The sequence below is a fragment of the Kribbella steppae genome (genome assembly GCF_004342025.1).
In the GTDB taxonomy this organism is placed as follows: domain Bacteria; phylum Actinomycetota; class Actinomycetes; order Propionibacteriales; family Kribbellaceae; genus Kribbella; species Kribbella steppae.
On sequence record NZ_SLWN01000003.1, the window covers coordinates 457,322 to 473,819 of the forward strand.

At 68.4% G+C, this 16,498-nt stretch carries 17 protein-coding genes; 9 read left to right on the forward strand and 8 right to left on the reverse strand.

The window, feature by feature from the left end; translation table 11 throughout:
• The first annotated feature begins 63 nt into the window (after window positions 1-63).
• The 4 genes from EV652_RS10760 (at window position 64) to EV652_RS10775 (ending at window position 5,374) form a co-directional block, all read left to right on the forward strand.
• Entirely contained in the window at window positions 64-2,454 is a 2,391-nt protein-coding gene (locus EV652_RS10760) for an HNH endonuclease signature motif containing protein (RefSeq protein WP_132208891.1), read from the forward strand.
• A gap of 847 nt (window positions 2,455-3,301) precedes the next feature.
• A complete protein-coding gene (locus EV652_RS10765; protein ID WP_132208892.1) occupies window positions 3,302-3,694 on the forward strand; it encodes a PPOX class F420-dependent oxidoreductase in 393 nt (130 codons plus the stop codon).
• A 335-nt stretch (window positions 3,695-4,029) separates the two neighbouring features.
• Window positions 4,030-4,572 carry a molybdenum cofactor biosysynthesis protein gene (locus tag EV652_RS10770; RefSeq protein WP_242001684.1) on the forward strand — a complete coding sequence of 181 codons (543 nt, stop codon included), beginning with the start codon at window positions 4,030-4,032 and terminating at the stop codon, window positions 4,570-4,572.
• Window positions 4,573-4,879: 307 nt separating this feature from the next.
• Window positions 4,880-5,374 (forward strand): class E sortase, encoded by a 495-nt coding sequence (locus EV652_RS10775; protein ID WP_132208894.1) that lies wholly within the window; start codon window positions 4,880-4,882, stop codon window positions 5,372-5,374.
• On the opposite strand, the gene EV652_RS10780 is transcribed toward EV652_RS10775, so the two are convergent.
• The 4 genes from EV652_RS10780 to EV652_RS10795 form a co-directional block, all read right to left on the reverse strand.
• On the reverse strand, window positions 5,371-6,546 hold the full coding sequence (locus EV652_RS10780; protein WP_132208895.1) for an FAD-dependent monooxygenase: 1,176 nt from the start codon (window positions 6,544-6,546) through the stop codon (window positions 5,371-5,373). The two genes, EV652_RS10775 and EV652_RS10780, sit on opposite strands and share 4 nt — an antisense overlap.
• A complete protein-coding gene (locus EV652_RS10785; RefSeq protein WP_132208896.1) occupies window positions 6,543-7,097 on the reverse strand; it encodes a TetR/AcrR family transcriptional regulator in 555 nt (184 codons plus the stop codon). Before EV652_RS10785 ends, EV652_RS10780 begins: the two co-directional genes overlap by 4 nt.
• A 126-nt stretch (window positions 7,098-7,223) precedes the next feature.
• A complete protein-coding gene (locus EV652_RS10790) occupies window positions 7,224-7,646 on the reverse strand; it encodes a hypothetical protein (protein ID WP_132208897.1) in 423 nt (140 codons plus the stop codon).
• 37 nt (window positions 7,647-7,683) lie between these two features.
• A complete protein-coding gene (locus tag EV652_RS10795; protein WP_199238111.1) occupies window positions 7,684-8,427 on the reverse strand; it encodes an SAM-dependent methyltransferase in 744 nt (247 codons plus the stop codon).
• A 63-nt stretch (window positions 8,428-8,490) separates the two neighbouring features.
• Here EV652_RS10795 and EV652_RS10800 point away from each other — a divergent pair, with 63 nt between their 5' ends.
• Window positions 8,491-9,285 (forward strand): class I SAM-dependent methyltransferase, encoded by a 795-nt coding sequence (locus tag EV652_RS10800; RefSeq protein ID WP_132208898.1) that lies wholly within the window; start codon window positions 8,491-8,493, stop codon window positions 9,283-9,285.
• Here the strand turns inward: EV652_RS10800 and EV652_RS10805 are convergent.
• Window positions 9,279-10,046 carry an SDR family NAD(P)-dependent oxidoreductase gene (locus EV652_RS10805; protein ID WP_132208899.1) on the reverse strand — a complete coding sequence of 256 codons (768 nt, stop codon included), beginning with the start codon at window positions 10,044-10,046 and terminating at the stop codon, window positions 9,279-9,281. The two genes, EV652_RS10800 and EV652_RS10805, sit on opposite strands and share 7 nt — an antisense overlap.
• Before the next feature lie 198 nt (window positions 10,047-10,244).
• Here EV652_RS10805 and EV652_RS10810 point away from each other — a divergent pair, with 198 nt between their 5' ends.
• From EV652_RS10810 to EV652_RS10820, 3 genes are read left to right on the forward strand one after another with little or no spacing between them, the layout of a single operon-like run.
• The gene (locus tag EV652_RS10810; protein ID WP_132208900.1) at window positions 10,245-11,432 is read left to right on the forward strand and encodes a neutral zinc metallopeptidase; all 1,188 of its coding nucleotides are present in this window, start codon (window positions 10,245-10,247) and stop codon (window positions 11,430-11,432) included.
• A gap of 28 nt (window positions 11,433-11,460) precedes the next feature.
• Window positions 11,461-12,834, forward strand: coding sequence for a neutral zinc metallopeptidase (locus EV652_RS10815; RefSeq protein ID WP_132208901.1), 1,374 nt, complete (start codon window positions 11,461-11,463; stop codon window positions 12,832-12,834).
• A complete protein-coding gene (locus EV652_RS10820; RefSeq protein WP_132208902.1) occupies window positions 12,834-13,748 on the forward strand; it encodes a neutral zinc metallopeptidase in 915 nt (304 codons plus the stop codon). Before EV652_RS10815 ends, EV652_RS10820 begins: the two co-directional genes overlap by 1 nt.
• Here EV652_RS10820 and EV652_RS10825 read toward each other — a convergent pair.
• Window positions 13,741-14,226, reverse strand: coding sequence for a GNAT family N-acetyltransferase (locus tag EV652_RS10825; RefSeq protein ID WP_132208903.1), 486 nt, complete (start codon window positions 14,224-14,226; stop codon window positions 13,741-13,743). The two genes, EV652_RS10820 and EV652_RS10825, sit on opposite strands and share 8 nt — an antisense overlap.
• Window positions 14,227-14,471: 245 nt before the next feature.
• Here EV652_RS10825 and EV652_RS10830 point away from each other — a divergent pair, with 245 nt between their 5' ends.
• A complete protein-coding gene (locus tag EV652_RS10830) occupies window positions 14,472-15,377 on the forward strand; it encodes a mechanosensitive ion channel family protein (protein ID WP_132208904.1) in 906 nt (301 codons plus the stop codon).
• A gap of 185 nt (window positions 15,378-15,562) precedes the next feature.
• Here the strand turns inward: EV652_RS10830 and abmR are convergent, their stop codons facing one another.
• Window positions 15,563-16,090, reverse strand: coding sequence for an ATP-binding transcription factor AbmR (gene abmR, locus EV652_RS10835; RefSeq protein WP_132208905.1), 528 nt, complete (start codon window positions 16,088-16,090; stop codon window positions 15,563-15,565).
• A 99-nt stretch (window positions 16,091-16,189) separates the two neighbouring features.
• Window positions 16,190-16,498: a hypothetical protein gene (locus EV652_RS10840; RefSeq protein WP_199238112.1), complete on the reverse strand. Its 309-nt coding sequence runs from the start codon at window positions 16,496-16,498 to the stop codon at window positions 16,190-16,192.

Sequence of the window (16,498 nt, forward strand, 5' to 3'; positions counted from 1 at the left end):
TCCCTTGAAAACAAGGGGTTCTGGCTTTGAAAACTGTCGGAGGGCGTGTCTAGAGTTGGCGGTATGGAACTCCTGGGCGAGCGGCCGGTGTGGTCGATGAGTGGCGTCGAGATGCTGACGACTCTCGACGCGGTGAAGGCTGAGGTCGCCCGCCTCCAGACCTACGGTCTACACATCGTCGCCGGCATCGAGAACACCGGGTACGCCGAAGAGATCGGCGCCCACGACACCGCTCGGCTGTTGACCTTCCGCTACCGCCTCGACAGCGTCGAAGCCCACCGCGACGTCCGCCTGGCCCGAGCCCTCCCCAAGTACGCGACCGTCTCCGCGGCCCTGCCCGACACCACCTCAGCAACATCCGCCGCCGACCTCTCCACCACCCACCCCGACGACATCGACCCAATCGGCGACCCAGACGTCGATGGCACTGCAGCCGCTCGTGCTACCGCTGACGGCGCTACCGCTGACGGCGCTTCAGCTGACGGCGCTTCAGCTGACGGCGCTTCAGCTGACGGCCGTACCGCTGACGGTGGTGCCGCTGACGGTGGTGCCGCTGACGGTGGTGCCGCTGACGGTGGTGCCGATGACGGTGGTGCCGATGACGGTGGTGCGGGGGAGGCTGCCGGTGGCGTGGGTGAGCGACCCCTCCACCCAGCCCAGGCCCAGGCGATCGTGTGGGCGTTAGACCGTGTCGCTGCCAGGGTGCCGCTGGAGCATCTAGCGGTAGCCGAAGAACAGCTGGTCGGCCTTGCCAGTCACCTGTCGCCAGGTCAGTTACGCAGGGCAGGCAAGGAGATCGGCGACCTGCTGGACAGCGATGGCCCTGGGCCTGACGAGGACAAGGCCTACCTCCGGGAGTCCCTGACACTGGCCAACGCCGAGAACGGGGTGAAGTTCCGCGGCTTCCTGGCCAACGAGAACGCCGAACTCCTCCGCGCCCTGACCCACGCCGGCGCCCGCCCCCACAAAACCATCGACGGCGAACTCGACCCTCGCCCCCGCGACAAGCGCCAGGCCGACGCCCTCACCAGCGCCCTGACCATCGCCGCCGCAGCCACCGACACCGGCTACACGCCACCCCCCAACACTCGCCCCGCCCCCGGCGACACGCCACCCGCCAACGCTCGCCCCGCCACACCCACCGCCACACCGACAGCCACCGCTACCGGCGCCGCCGCCCAGGCAGCCGCCGAGACCGGGCCCATCGAGTCCGGGCCTACTGAGACCGGGCCCACCGAGACCGGGCCCACTGAGACTGGGCCTACCGAGACCGGTGACGCTGCAACCACCGACCCGGCTCGTGCGGCGACCAGCACCGACAACGCTCGTGCTGGCGGATCCGATAGCGCTGCCGGTGGGTGGGTGCCGGGGTTCGGGGCCAAGGCGAACATCACCGTCACCATCGACTTCAACGACCTCAAGGCCGCCACCGCGGATGCAACCGGCCAGCTCGTGTACGGCGACGCGCTGTCGGCAGCCGCGATCCGCCGGCTGGCCTGCGACGCCAAGATCATCCCACTCGTCCTCGGTTCCAACTCCGAACCACTCGACGTCGGACGCTCCGAACGCCTGGTCAACCGCGCGATGCGCCGCGCCCTGAACGCCCGCGACAAGGGATGCGTCGTCTGCGGCGCCCCACCCATCCACTGCGACGCCCACCACGTCCGCTCCTGGATCGACGGCGGCCCAACCGCCATCTCGAACCTGGTGCTGCTCTGCCGCCGCCACCACATCGACCTGCACGCCGGTCACTGGACCATCACCATCACCAACGGCACAGTCCAAGTCTCCCGCCCCACCTGGGCCGACCCGCCGCCCCGACCAAACACCCGCCACCCCGCCCAACAACAATCGCCTGCCCACAACCGCGTCGGTGCACCACCCCCGAACAGCACCGCAGCCCGCTCCGATGCGCATGGCGCCCCCGTCTCACCGCCCGACACCGCGCGCCCGAGTGGCGCCGCAACCTGGCTTGGTGTGAACAGCGCCGCGAGACACAGTCCGCCCACCTCACCCCATGCGGCATCGGAAGCTCCTGCTGCGATGGATGGTGTGGTGCTGACGGGCGGCGCTTCGGAAGGTGGTGCGTTGGACGGTCGTGCGTTGGATGGCGAGGTGTCTGGCCGGGGACGTGGCGACAACAGCGACGGTCCCAGCTCGGGAGACGCTACTCGCCTTGATTGCTGGGGTGAGGAGGAATCGTCTGCCTCTGCGCAGACTTCGCGCTCCGTCAACCGTTGGCCTGACGACGAGACCCGCCGGGAGGCGGCCCGCTTCGCCGTCTGGGGAGACACCTCGGCAGGCGATGCGGCTGCTGACTCCCACGGCGTGGACGGTGCAGGACTCGATCCACGGGGCGATAGTCCCTTCGATCCGTGGGGCGGTGCGGCGCTCGCCGACGAGGCTGTGCTCCCACCGGCGACCGCTGGCCTCCATCCAGGCCCTAGCGGCTGACGACAGATCAGGCCAATCAGGCTCGTGGTCTCGCGCGACCGCGCGTGCCTGATCGACCTCAGCAACGGGAAGACGTTCGAGCGCGGCCGGCCGAGGTGATTGCGCCCCGGGTTCTTCAGCTCGACCGCCGTACGATCTTGGCGCGGGACAACCGCTGCGGCCGGGTTGGCCCGAGCACGCAGCGCCACCTTTCCCGCGAGCCGCCCGTTCCCGGAGCCGCCCGTCTCTGACGCCCACACTTCCCAGACCTCAGATTCGCCGCCCGCTCGAGTGCGATGACTCTCGTCTGCAGCGGGTGCGTTGCCTGCCATCTGTCGACTCTGGCGATCGTTACGCCGGGCAGAGGCGCAGCGGCGGGGGTGGCCCAAGTACGCGGCCCCACCTACGCCGCGAAGCCACCCGTGCCTAGAGCTGGCCGGCTCTCGCGCCACACAGTTCCCAGACCTCGGATTCGCCGCCCGCTCGAGTGGGATGATTCTCGTCTGCAGCGGGCGCGTTGCCTGCCATCTGTCGACTCTGGCGATCGTTGCGCCTGGCAGAGCCGCAGCATCCTTGCGAAGGGAAGGCGGCCTACGTCGGCGCGTACGACCTCATCGAACCGCGCTCCGCTTGGTTCCGCGTGCTCCCTCGTCGAACCCGCGCTCCGCTTTGAACTCGCCTGGATGCTGGGAAGCTCCCCACAGTCGTTCCCGCCTGCTGTCCGACGGTATTGAGATGCTGGTCGAGTGCCTGGCGGCGCAGCCGACGACGTCGGCCTGGGCTGATCCGCAGGTCTTGAACCTCACTAGGGCGATAGACGACCTGCGGGCTTGACCTCAACTTCTGTTGAGGTTGCACACTCGGCCGCATGAGCATCTTCACCGCATCGGAGCTTGCGTACCTGGGTCAGCAGAAGCTTGGCCGGCTGGCCACCAAGGCGCCCGGCGGGACGCTGCAGAACAACCCCGTCGGGTACTTCGTGAACGCCGAGGAGGGCTACATCGACATCGGAGGGCACGGCATGGGCGGCAGCCGGAAGTTCCACAACGTGCAAGCCGATCCGCAGGTGAGCCTGGTAGTGGACGATCTCTCCACCGAGCAGGGGTGGGTGGTCCGGGGTGTCGAGATCCGCGGCCGCTCCGAGGCAATCGCCGACGTCGAACCGCCGATGCCTGGCTTCAGCCGGGAGATCATCCGGATCTACCCCGAGCGCATCCTCAGCTGGGGCCTAGACGGAAGCAGCCGGCGCAACGTGGCCTAGCCCTGGCTGCTCTTGCGGACGAACGCGAGGCATCGCGCTCGCGGGATCTCGGGAGCGACTGCGACCGCCGCGGGAGGTCGCGAGGTCCGCCGGCGTGAGTGCTGCGGGAGGTCGCGAGGTCTACCGGCGTGAGTGCTGCGGGAGGTCGCGAGGTCTACCGGCGTGAGTGCTGCGGGAGGTCGAGGTCTACCGGCGTGAGTGCTGCGGGAGGTCGCGAGGTCCGCCGGCGTGAGTGCTGCGGGAAGTCGCTGGATTCACCGGCGTGAGCATCGTACGGGTCGGGTGCGATGTTGGCGTCTGGGGTCGGGTGGACGGGTCCTCGTAGTGTGGGGGACGTGCAGATCGCGGTGGAGGTTGTCGCTTTGATGGTCTCGCCGGTCCATGCGTTCGAGGGGCGCCCGCAGGACGGGCCGCGGGCGGATCCGTCAGCGGTTGGCCGCGACGAGGTCGAGATCCGGGCCGAGCTAGGCATCGTCGGCGACCGGTACTTCGGCCAGACAGTTCACCGGAACGCCGCAGTCACCTTCCTCGACGCCGCCGCCATGGACGACCTCGCCGAGACCCTGCAGCTCCCCGCAGCCCCAGACCCCCTGCTCCTCCGCCGCAACATCATCCTTCGCGGCTTCCCGATCGACACCCTCGCCGCCCACCGAGCCTCCGACGGCACCCGCATCCCCGGCCGCCGCTTCGCGCTGAACTCCGGCGCCGGCCCGATCGAATTCCAGGCCCACCGTCCAGCCAACCCCTGCGCCTGGATGGACGCCGTACTAGCCCCCGGCGCCTTCAAAGCCCTCCGAGGCCACGCCGGCATCCGCACCACCCCACTGACGTCTGGCTCCCTCCACCTAGGCCCAGCCTCCCTCACCGTCCTCGACTGAGCGGTTTCGGAGGTTTTTCGGTGGGTGGGGTTACCTTCGGAAGGTGCGGCGGTGGTTGGTTGGTGCGGTTGTGGTGGCGGCTGGGCTGGTTGGGTGTGCTGATGTGGCAGGCCCGGCGAGCGAGACGTCTGACCGAGTGACGCCTACTGCTGAACCGAGTGCGACACCGGGTACGCCGACACGCACCACATCGCCCAGTCCAACGGCCTCGCCGTCCGCGCCGCGGACGCCTAGCCCAACGGCCTCGCCGTCTGGGCCGCGGACGCCCAGCCCGACGGCGACTCGGACGACGACAACTGTCGCGAGTATGGCGATTCCGGCGATCGGGGTACGGCGGCTTCGGGTGGTTCCGTACGTCGGGACCGCGGATGATCGGCCCGGTACGGTCATCCAGGATCGCGGGGTCGCGGCCAGTCCGCGCGGGAAGGCCGGTGGGGTGGGACCGGGCCAGATCGGCAACTACATCATCACCGCGCATCGGACCACGCATGGGCGCCCGTTCGGCCAGGTTCCTGAGTTGACGAATGGTGACCACATCCTGGTGACCGCGAACGGGTTCGTCTACGACTACGTGATCAACCGGACCATGACGATCTCGTTCCGCAAGCCGGCCGAGAAGGCCCAACAGAACGCCGCCGTCCCCGGCCGACCGGGTGTGGCCCCGACCCAGGCGATGATCACCCTCTCCACCTGCGCCACCCCCGAGGACCACGCTGCCGGCAACTTCTGGAGCGACGCACTGGGCAACCCCGAACACCGCATCAACAAGATCGGCACCCTGGTGGCCGCACGTCCCGCCTAACTCCCGGCAGGGTGGAGCATTTGGATCAGCGTTATGGGTTTGCCGGTTACCGCGGTGGGCGCCAGGCGGTTGAGGAGGGGGAGCCGGAGCAGGTGGAGCGCGACTCGGCGGCCGACGAGTTGGAGGTTGGACGCCGGGAGGAACCAGCGGGCGGCTGAGCGGCCGACGCGTTGTTTGGCTTCGACTTCAGGGCGCCACAGCTGTTCGTACTCGGTCAGAGCGGCCTCGATCGACTCCGCCCGCCGGAGGCATTCGGCCAGGACGTAGGCTCCCGCGATTCCGAGGGATGCGCCTTGGCCGGCCAGGAGTGAGACCGCGTACGCCGCGTCGCCGAGCAGGACGACCCGGCCCTTGCTCCAGGTCGGCATCACGATCTGCGCCACCTGGTCGTAGTAGATCTCCTCCGGCGAAGGACACAGCTCCAGCGCCTCAGGCACCACCCATCCCAGTTCGCTGTACGACGCCCGGATCGCCTCGCGTGGTTCGGCCGGCGGCGACGGGTCCGCCGTACGGTGCACCGCGAACGACGCCACCCGCCCGTCCCGCAGACCGTAGAAACCGAACTGACTCCCGATTGTGTCGGTCAGCACGAACCGACCGTTGACCGCCGCGTGGATGTCCGGAGCATCGAAGGTGTAGGCAGCGGTGTGGAAGCCGAGATGACGCAGGTACGACGACTCGGGCCCGAAGACCAACCGCCGTACCGTCGAATGGATGCCGTCGGCACCTATCAGCAACTCCGCATCGACTGACGACCCGTCGTCCAACTCGATCCGTACGCCGTCGTCCAACGGCGTCACGTTCTCCACGCCGGCGCCGTACCGGAGGTCCACTCCAGCCGGCAGGGTGGAGCGCAGTACCCGCTCGAGGTCCGGGCGCATCACGCTCACCAGCGCGCCCTCGGCGAACTGCCGCAGGTTCATTCCGGCCCGTCGGCGGCCGTGGTCGTCGACCAGCACGGCCTCGACCACGTGATAGCCGACGTCCTTCAATGCAGGCAGCAGTCCCATCGCCTCGATCGCGTCGTACCCAGGGCCGAAGAAGTCGATCATGTAGCCCTGGGTGCGCGGGCTCGGCGTGCGTTCGACGACGATCACGTCGTGCCCGAGCGCCGCCAGCCGATTCGCGACGGCCAGCCCGGCAATGCCGGCTCCGCAGACGATCGCTCTCATGACACCAGCCTCCGCAGGACGTCCGCCGTACCCTCGCTACTCGAGCCGAGGCCACGGTGCAGCAGGATGCCGTCGATGGCGGCGGCGAGTACGGCGGCAGTCGCAGCGGGATCCGGGACCTGCTGGACCGCGAGCCAATCGCCGACGCGCTGCCGGAAGTCTGCAACGAGGGCCGCGAGTTGCTCGCGCAGGCGATCGTCGCGGGTGGCGGCCAAGTAGGCCTCGACGAACAGCAGCGACATCGGGTCGACACCGGAGTGCGGCTCGATCGACGCGAGCATCGCATCGATGGCCTCGGCTGGTGTCTTGGCCGCGGTGAACTGCTCGTCGGTGGCGGTCAGCATGTGCCGCATCGCGGTGACGACGGCCTCGCTGAGCACCGCCTGCACCGACGGGAAGTGGTAGTGCACGACGCTCGGCGTGACCCCGGCGCGGTCGGCCAGGACCCGCGTGCTCACCGCGGACCAGCCGCGCTCCGGGATCAACTCCGCCGCCGCGGCCAGCAATCGCTGCCGCACCTCCTGCCCGCGGACAGCTGCGGGTGACGTCATTCGGTCACCTCCTGGGCGATTGCCCTGAACACTCGTCCTGTACGATCGCCCTGATTTTAGAACCTACGACGGCAAGGGGCAACACGGGGTGGTCAACGCCCGGCGGTCGGGCCGCCAGGGAAGGGACTACTTGCGGCCGAACTTCCACCACTTGGGTTTGTTGGCCTTGATCTCGTCGTCGGTCAGCGGCGGCGGGACCGGCGGCCGGGACTCCTCGGTGAGGAAGTTGCCGGACTCGGTGTCGTACGGCGTGACGCCGAGCAGGCGGCTGATCTCCATCACGATCGGGATCGAGCGCGGGCCGTCGTTCAGGTAGAAGGTGATGTCGCGGACGTCGACACCCTTGCCGATCGTCATCTCGACGTCGAACTCGTCGCTCCGCAGCGCCAGCCAGGACGGCTTGCTCGCGTCGACGTCCGGTACCACCTCACGGACCTTCGCCACCACGTCTGTCGACGTACCGAGCGAAGGCGGCTCGTATCCGTCTGGAATGTCGTCGAGGCGTCGTACGCCTCCAGGTCCTCGCATCGCGTACACAGCCCAACTCATGACCCCAGCATCCCCTACCCGGGTGCACCGGCAACAGTCAGGCCGCTGGTTTGCGGGCGGCCAATATCGCGAAGGTCAGATACTCACCCTGGTCGGCCTCGAGCATGTCGAGTGCACCGTCGCGGTTGCCGCGGTGTTCGGAGACGGCCTGGGCCCAGGTGAGCCAGTCGTGCCAGCCGGAATCTTGCAGCCGGGCCGCGGTGACCTCGACGAGTTCGGTGATCTCCCACTGGAACCGCCACCAGTCGGCGGTGTGCCAGGCGATCGCCTCCCAACCGACCAGCTTCTTGATGTGGTCGGGGATGTACCCGAGGTCGCGGATCTCGGTCCGCAGCGCCGGAGTCGCGACGCCGAGTTGACCGCCAGGCTTGAGGAACTGGACGAGGTACGCGAGATAGCCGTCGGCCGTACCGAAGTACTCGTACGCGTCGATGCACACGATCGCGTCGAAGAACCCCTGCGCGAACGGCAGCGCGTGTGCCTCCGCTTTCACCGGTACGACGCCGTCCATCTCCTGCGACGCGATGTGAGCAGCCGCCTCGCTCGGCTCGATCCACAGGTCGGCCGCCCAGACCTGTACGCCGTACTCCTTCGCCAGGAACACCGACGTCGAACCCTTGCCGGACCCGAGATCGAGGACGCGCATCCCGGGCCGGAGATCCAGGTCGTTGGCCAGATCTTCGAGCAGCCACAGCGGATGCGGCCCCATGTCGCCGTTCAGCAACCACTCGGCGTCGTACCCGTTGGACCGGGGATACTCGTCCCGCTTCAGCTCCACCACGCGCGCAGCGTAGCGCGATCAAAACGGGATGCGCCGGGAATTTTCGCCAAGCAGAGTGGGGAAATGGTTGAACTCGATCCGCTCATCCGCGCCTTCTACCGCGACCGCTATGTCGAGGACGATCGGCTTGCCCGCTCCGGGCACGGCCGGCTCGAGTTCCTCCGGACCCAGGAGCTCCTCCGTCGCTGGCTGCCGCCGAAGTCCGTCGTACTCGACGTCGGCGGAGCAACCGGCGCGCACGCCCGCTGGCTCGCGTCCGACGGTCATCACGTCACGCTGGTCGATCCGGTCGTCGAACATGTCCAGCAAGCCACCACGATCGGAACCTTCGAAGCTGTCGTCGGCGATGCGCGCCACCTTGATCAGCCGGACGCGAGCGTCGACGTGACGCTGCTCCTCGGCCCGCTGTACCACCTGGTCGAGGCCGCCGACCGGGCTCAGGCTCTCAGCGAAGCCGCCCGCGTGACCAGACCCGGCGGCCTGGTAGTTGCCGCAGGCATCAACCGGTACGCCGGCCTGCTCGAGTACGGCAGCAGCGGCGCACTCACCGAAACCAACGAGCGCGAGTTCATCGAAGCGTTCGAGACCGGCCGGAACCACGACGACCCGAACGGTTTCACCAACGCCTATTTCCACCACGCCGACGAGTTGACGGCTGAGTTCGCGGCCGTCGGTCTCGCCGACATCGAAACGCTCGGCGTTGAAGGCCCGGCCATCACCGTCCTCCACTTCGCCACGCCGGAGGAGGCCGACACTCTCCTCCCGTCAGCGATCCGCCTTGCCCGACGGCTCGAAGCCGACCCCCGGCTGATCTCCGCGAGCTTCCACTTCCTGGCCCGCGGCACGGTCGGTCAGTAGACGGAGTAGCCGCCGTCGACGACCACGACGGAGCCGGTCATGAAGGACGAGGCCGGGCTGGCGAGGTAGACGACGGTGGGGGCGATCTCCTCGGGAGTTGCGTAGCGCTGGAGTGGCGCGTCGAGGATCCAGTTCTGGCGGAATTCGGGACGATCCACGGGCGACATGTCGGTCTTCACGTAACCGGGGGCGATCGCGTTCACGCGGATCCCGTGCGACGCCCATTCGGCGGCAAGGCTCCTGGTCAGGTGGTGCACGGCGGCCTTGGACGCGTTGTACGACGCCTGCCATTGCGGCCTGTTGACGATCTGCGCGGACATGCTGCCGACGTTGACGATCACGCCGCCACCGGCGTCGATCATTCCGGGTGCGACCGCCGTACTGCAGTTCCACAGCGCGGTCAGGTTCAGATCGAGGACCTGCTGCCACTCCTCGGGCGGTACCTCGAGGGCCGGGCGGTGGATCGCGACACCGGCGTTGTTCACCAGTACGTCGATCCCGCCCAGCTCGGCGGTCACCTCCGCGACAAGACGTCGTACGTCGCCCACAGCGGTGATGTCGGCCTCGACGGCGAGCCCACGGCGGCCGCGGGCCTCGATCTCGGCGACGACCGCCGCGTTCCGGTCGACGTCCCGGGCGGCGATCGCGACATCCGCGCCGGCCTCGGCCAGGGCGAGGGCGAAGGCGCGACCGAGGCCGCGGTTGCCGCCGGTGATCAGGGCCCGGCGGCCGGTCAGGCGGAAGGTGTCCAGCGCGTTCATCCAGTGCTCCTCGGTGGTTGTTACTCGGAGTAAGTCGGCAGGCGGTGGTAGCGAAACGATGTCAAAAGCAGCAATGCGGTATCCGCGGCGGGGTGACAAGGCTTAACATCTTGCGGCGGTTCCGGAGGGGGTCCGGGCCGCGGATCAGCTGAGTGGGGGGACCGGCGGAGTCCGGTACTGGGGAGAAGCGGGGACATCATGGCGGACAAGCCGGCGCCGAAGCCTGGCCATTTTCTGCCCGGAGGGGCGGGCAGGGACGAGGCGACCGACGGCGGATCCACGCCCGGATCGGGCCCACTGACCGCGCCGACGCCACGGCTGGGAGCAGACAACCCGGCCGGGCCGCCGCAGTTGTCGGGGTCCCGGCTGGAGTCGCGGCGATCGGTGCAACTCTCCGGCACCCGGCTCGGCCCGCCACCGCCCAACGATCCGGCCGCCGCGGCCTATCGAGCCGTCTACGCACCCGAGCCGATCCCGTTCGTACCCAAGAAGCGGTCGAAGGCGCTGATCGCGGCCATCGTGGTCGCCGCGCTGGTGGTCATCGGCGGTGGTGTCGCCCTCGCCGCGAAGGTGCTGCCGTCGTACGACGACCTCATCGCCAATCCACTCGGTACGCCGTCCTACCATCCATCCGGCGTACCGAAGCCGTCCGGCAAGCCCACACCGGACCTCGTCGTACAGAAGGAGAACCCCTTCTACGCCACCGGTCCGATGGCCACCGTGAAGTGCCAGGAGCCCGCGTACCGGCCGACGTCGAAGGAGAACATCCGCTCGTACTACCAGGCCCTGATCGCCTGCATGGACAGCGCGTGGGAGCCGCTCGTCATCGAGGCCGGGTTCGAGTTCCGCTCGCCGCGGCTGATCGTGTTCGACGAGGGCGAGGAGACGGCGTGCGGGGTCCAGGAGAACGTTTCGTCGTACTGCGCTGACGAACAGGGCGGCAGCGTCACGATGCCGTGGCAGGAGCTGACCGAGGAGTATCCGCAGCACAAGGCGAACGTCCGGGTCGACATGGCCCAGTCGCTCGGTTTCGTGTACGGCGCCCACCTGCAGAACCTGACCGGAATCTTCGACGCGACCGACAACCTGCGCGACACCGAACCGACCGAGGCGGCACGACTGGAGATGGATCGGCGCCAGGCGCTGCAGGCGAACTGTCTGTCGGCCGCGTTCTTCGGCGCGGCCAAGGCCAGCTTCCCGCTGCGCGGCGAACTGCTGACCCAGTGGAGCTGGCTGATCAAGCACAGCGGCGACGAGCACTCCGAGGACAAGGTCCGCGATCACGGGTCGGCCAAGAGTCTGGCGCTGTGGATGAACCAGGGCTTTGCCAGCACCGATCCCGGCACCTGCAACACTTTCGTGGCATCATCCGCCAAGGTCGGCTGAGAACGGGAACGAGCGATGGGGACGAGCGATGCCTGAGGAGCACCCGGACGCAGAACCATCGTCCACGGCCGGCGTATCCACGCCGGCCGATCCAGGCGTGACGCCCGGCCCGGGTACGCCGCCGTCCGGGGGTGGCTCGCCGAAGCCCGGGCACTTCCTGCCAGGCGGCGCCGGCGACATCCTGACCGACGGCGACCGTGCACGTGCCGCGGACCGCCGCCAGTCGCTCGACCTGGGCAAGGCCCGCACCGTCACCGGACCCGTCGACCCGACTCTGCGGAAGAAAGCGCGTCCGCTCCCGCCGCACCCCGGCACCGAGGCCGGGTTCGGCGCGCCTCCGCCCGCCCCGTTGACCGGTGCCCCTCTCACACCGCTGGCCGGCACCCGCCGTACCGGCAGCTCCCGTCCGGTCGGCTGGCACTCGCCGTCGTCGCGGACCGGAGCCCAGTTCTCCGCCGAACCGCCGCCGACCACGCCGCCCCGGCAGTACTCCAAGGCAGTGATCGCCGGACTGTCCGCGCTCACGCTGCTCCTGGTCACCGGTGGCACGTTCGCGGGCTTCAAGCTCATCGACTCCTACGACTCCGTCGACAGCCCGATGGCCCGCCCCACGGTCAGGAAGTCCGAGCCCCCGCTTCCCGTCCCGGCCGACCCCACGGTGACCGTGACCGTCCAGCCGGTCCCCGACCTGGTCCGCCTCCGCCAGAACAAGCTCTACACGGTCGGCAAGGTCCCCTCGGTCAACTGCAAGGAACCGGCCATCAAGCCGAACTCCCAGTCGGCGATCCTGAAGTACTACCAGGCCTTCCTGCCCTGCCTGAACAAGGCGTGGGCACCGCTGGTGAAGAAGGCCGGCTACGACTTCCACCCGCCGCGGCTGGTTCTGCAGAGCAAGCAGGCGAAGTCGGCCTGCGAGAAGGACATCGGCGGCGTCAACTACTACTGCGAGACCGCTGACGTGATCAGCCTCAACTGGCAGGCCGATCTCGCGAACTACCGGAAAGACCCGCTGGGGACGCGGGCCTGGATGATGGACGCGATCGCCGGCATGTACGGCTATCACGTCCAGTACCTGACCGAGATCCTGACCGCGGCGATGTCCCGCAAGGGCTGGGCGAAGACAGAACCGGAGAAGCTCGAGTGGACCCGGCGGCGCGGACTGCAGTCGGACTGTCTGGGAGCTGCCTTCCTGGGCGCCAACAAGAAGTCGCTCGGTCTCACCGGCGCGAAGCTGGACAGCTGGGAGTACCAGAAGAAGCACAGCGGTGACGATGACGAGCCGAAGAAGCCGCGCATTCATGGTTCGTTCAAGAACACCTGGCTCTGGAGCAGCGCCGGCTTCAAGTCCACCGATCCTGGCTCCTGCAACACGTTCGCCGCCCTCGCGAACAAGGTCAGCTGATGTCAGCTACGGCGAAGGGCGCCGGCCTGGCGATCATCGCCGTACTGGTTGCTGTTGTCGCCGGGGCCGCCACCCACCCGGCAGCACCCGCTGTCGCGGAGTCCGCGGTCACGCCGGCCCCGACGGCTCCGACAGCGACAGCGTCGGCCAAGCCTCGGTCGGCGACCTCGGCCTCGCCGTCGACGAACGATCCGACGTTGGTGCCGATCAAGAGTGGGCTCTACAAAGCGGGCCGGGTGCCGGCGGTGAGCTGCAAGCTGCCGAGCAAGCTGGTGCGGACGCGGGCCGGGCTGCTCGCCTACGCGAGGCTGATGGTGGGGTGCATGCAGCGAGCATGGACGCCGCTGGTCGTCCGCGCCGGCTTCTACCTGCCGACTCCCCGGATCGACGCCTACGTGGAGGGCAAGCCGACGGGCACCCAGCTGTGTGACAACCCGCCTCGGCATACCGATGCGTTCTACCGCAGCTCGGGAAGTGTCATCTGTTTCGAGTGGCAGGAGTACGCCGACCCGGACAGCGACCCGGTCTGGGATCTGATCGACTTCCAGGAGATGCTCGCGCACGAGTACGGTCACCATCTCCAGGACACGGTCGACATCCTGCGGACCTACGTGTTCGTCCACGCCGGCGGATCCGAGGCGGTGCAGTTGGAGGACGAGCGACGCCTGGAACTGCAGGCGAGTTGCCTGGGCGCGGCATTCCTCGGCGCGCACAAGCGGTCGCTCCGATTGACCGGCGGACGGCTCGACCTCTGGGAAGACATGGTCAAGTACACCGGGGACGAGTACAACCCGGACAACATCCGCGACCACGGCTCCCGCAAGAACCACGGCTATTGGAGCCTCCGCGCCTTCGCCTCCACCAACCCGTCGTCCTGCAACACCTTCTCCGCCCCGGCGAAGCGAGTCAGCTGAGCTTGAGCTTGAACCCCTCGTGGGAGTTGGTGAAGCCGAGGCGTTCGTAGAAGCGGTGAGCCTCGGTGCGGGTCTTGTCCGAGGTGAGCTGGACCAGGGTGCAGCCGCGGTTGCGGGACTCCTCGACGGCCCACTCCATCAGCGTCGTACCGAGGCCTGAACCGCGGGCGGAGGCTGCGACCCGGACGGCTTCGACCAGACCGCGGGAGGAGCCGCGGCGGGAGAGGCCGGGAATGATGGTGAGCTGGAGGGTGCCGATCAGGTCGCCGTTGCGTTCGGCAACCACCAGGACTTGGTTCGGGTCGGACTCGATGGCCTTGAAGGCCTTCAGGTACGGCGTCAGATCGTCGACCGACTCGCGGGTCGCGCCGAGCTGATCGTCGGCGATCATCGCCACGATCCCGGCCACGTCGGCGGCGGTGGCCCGGCGGATCACGGCGACCGGGGTGGCGGGCTGGGCAGCGGTCTCGTCGGTCATGCGCCCAGTTTCTCAACCCGCTTGACCGGTTCACCCCTCGGGGTAACCAGTGAACCGCCCGGACGGTGATTGCCTTATGCAAGGACTCTTCCTTGCAATCGTTGTTTTACATGCCTGAGACAACTGTTTGGGGTGCACGGCGTGGGGCACGGGGAATACTAGACACCACTGCATCCGCCCGTGCCGGAGTCGTGTGCGGTGTGTGCGCGGCAGCGGATGCGGGCCAGTCCGGAAGGAAAGTCCTGATGTCTGCGTTAGCGATCGACTTCACGCAGCCCTTTGAAGATGCCTTTGGCAAACTTCTCGGATTCATCCCGAACTTGCTCGGCGGTCTCGTCATCCTGGTGGTCGGCTACTTCGTCGCCAAGGTGCTCGGGAAACTCGTCGGCAAGCTGCTCGGCAAGGTCGGCTTCGACCAGTGGATGGAACGAGCCGGTGTGTCCGGCGTCCTGCAGCGGTCCGGCACGGGGCTGACCGCTTCGGCGATGCTGGGCAAGGTCGTGTTCTGGTTCGTGTTCCTGATCAGCTTCACGATGTTCGCCTCGGCGCTCGGCGTACCGGAGATCTCGGCGTTCATGAGCGACATGCTCGGCTACATCCCGCGGATCTTCGCCGCGATCGTGATCATCTGCCTGGCCGCGCTGTTCGCGAACTTCCTGGCCGCGATCATCCGCGGTGCCACCGGCAACGAAACGCTGGCCAAAGTGGGCAAGTACGCGGTCCTGGTGTACGCCGCCTTCGCCGCGCTGACCCAGCTCGGTATCGCGGTCCAGCTGACCGGCAACACCCTGCTGATCGTGCTCGCCGGCGCCGCGCTGGCGATGGGTCTCGCCTTCGGCCTCGGTGGTCGTGAGATGGCGAGCCGGGCGCTCGGCAACCTCTTCGACCGCAACATGATCAAGCCCAACCCGGCCCCGTCCAACGGCACGATGCCGTCGAACGGTACCTACGACCAGGGCACGATGCCGGCGAACGGCACGGCCGGCGCCGACCAGGGTGCGTACCAGCAGAGCGGCTACCAGCAGGCTGGTTACGAGCAGGGCAGCTACCCGCCTGCTCAGGAACACCACGCCACTCACGCTGCCCCGCAGTCCGGCGGCTGGTCCAACGGCACCACCCCCGACGGCAACTGGCAGGGCGGCCAACGCTGACCCAACCCCACCCCCGCACGCCTCCGCACTCCCACGCCGGTGGGAGCCGGATGGCGAACCTCATGTGGGATCGGTGCCCCACCTGGGCTACCGGGTCGTGAAGCCCTGATGCACTGAGCCCGATCCACCGATGAGATCGGTGGATCGGGCTCAGTCGGAGGCCTGGTGCCAGGCCCGCGGGAGATTCAGTTCTGCGCGTCCGGGCCGGCGCGGCGGACGTCTTCCACCTTGGTCATGGCTTCGCGGAGGTCGGCGAGCCAGGTTTCGCTGTGCTGGGCGACGAGTTTGACGCACCAGCCGAGGGCGTCGCTGCGCGAGCGGGCCACGCCGGCGTCGACGAGGGTGTCGAGGACCTGGCGCTCGGGCTGGCGGAGTCGCGTCATCACCGGTGCGGACAACGACGTGAAGATGGTCCGGGTGTCACCGCACAGGACGCCCCAGGCGACCTTGCGGCGGGTCGCGTGCTCGAGTTCGCGGGCGATCTCGATCCGGCGCTCCCGGGTGTCCTCCCGGTACTGCTTGATCCGGCCCTCTTCAGCGGCGGAGCGCTCGGCCGCGCTCACGTCACCCTTCTGCTCGGGCGCCGTGATCCGCCCGACGATCAGAATCTCGTCCCGGTCGATCGTCAGTTCCGGCTCACCCTCGAACCACTCCGCCGGCAGCCGCCCGGTCAACCAGCCCCGCACCCGCTCAACCTCAGTCTGCGTACTCATGTAATCATGATTACACCACTACACCCGGCCTTTTCAAGCACGCCGGAGTGGGGAGCGCCGCGCCGGACGGTCAAGGCATGACGCTGTCGACGCCTGAGCTCAGGCGGCCGACTGTGAAGCGAACGCGGCCCGTAGCGCCGCCTGAGCCGACGGCGATGCGGCAGTGTGGTCCAGCCCCAGGAGGGCGGCGCCGACGACCGGGGGTACGTCGACTACGCGTGGGAGCGCCTTGGGGGCGACTTCGCAGAGGAGGCGTACGACGGTTTCGACCAGGAGCGGGTGGCCGGCGGTGAGGGCCGCCCAGATCGCCTCCTCGGCGAGTTGTTGCCCACCGCCCCAATCCCCGGACAGCTTCCCGAGCGCCGGAAACCGCGCGGTCCGCCCGTCCGGCAACAGCTTGGCATCCAT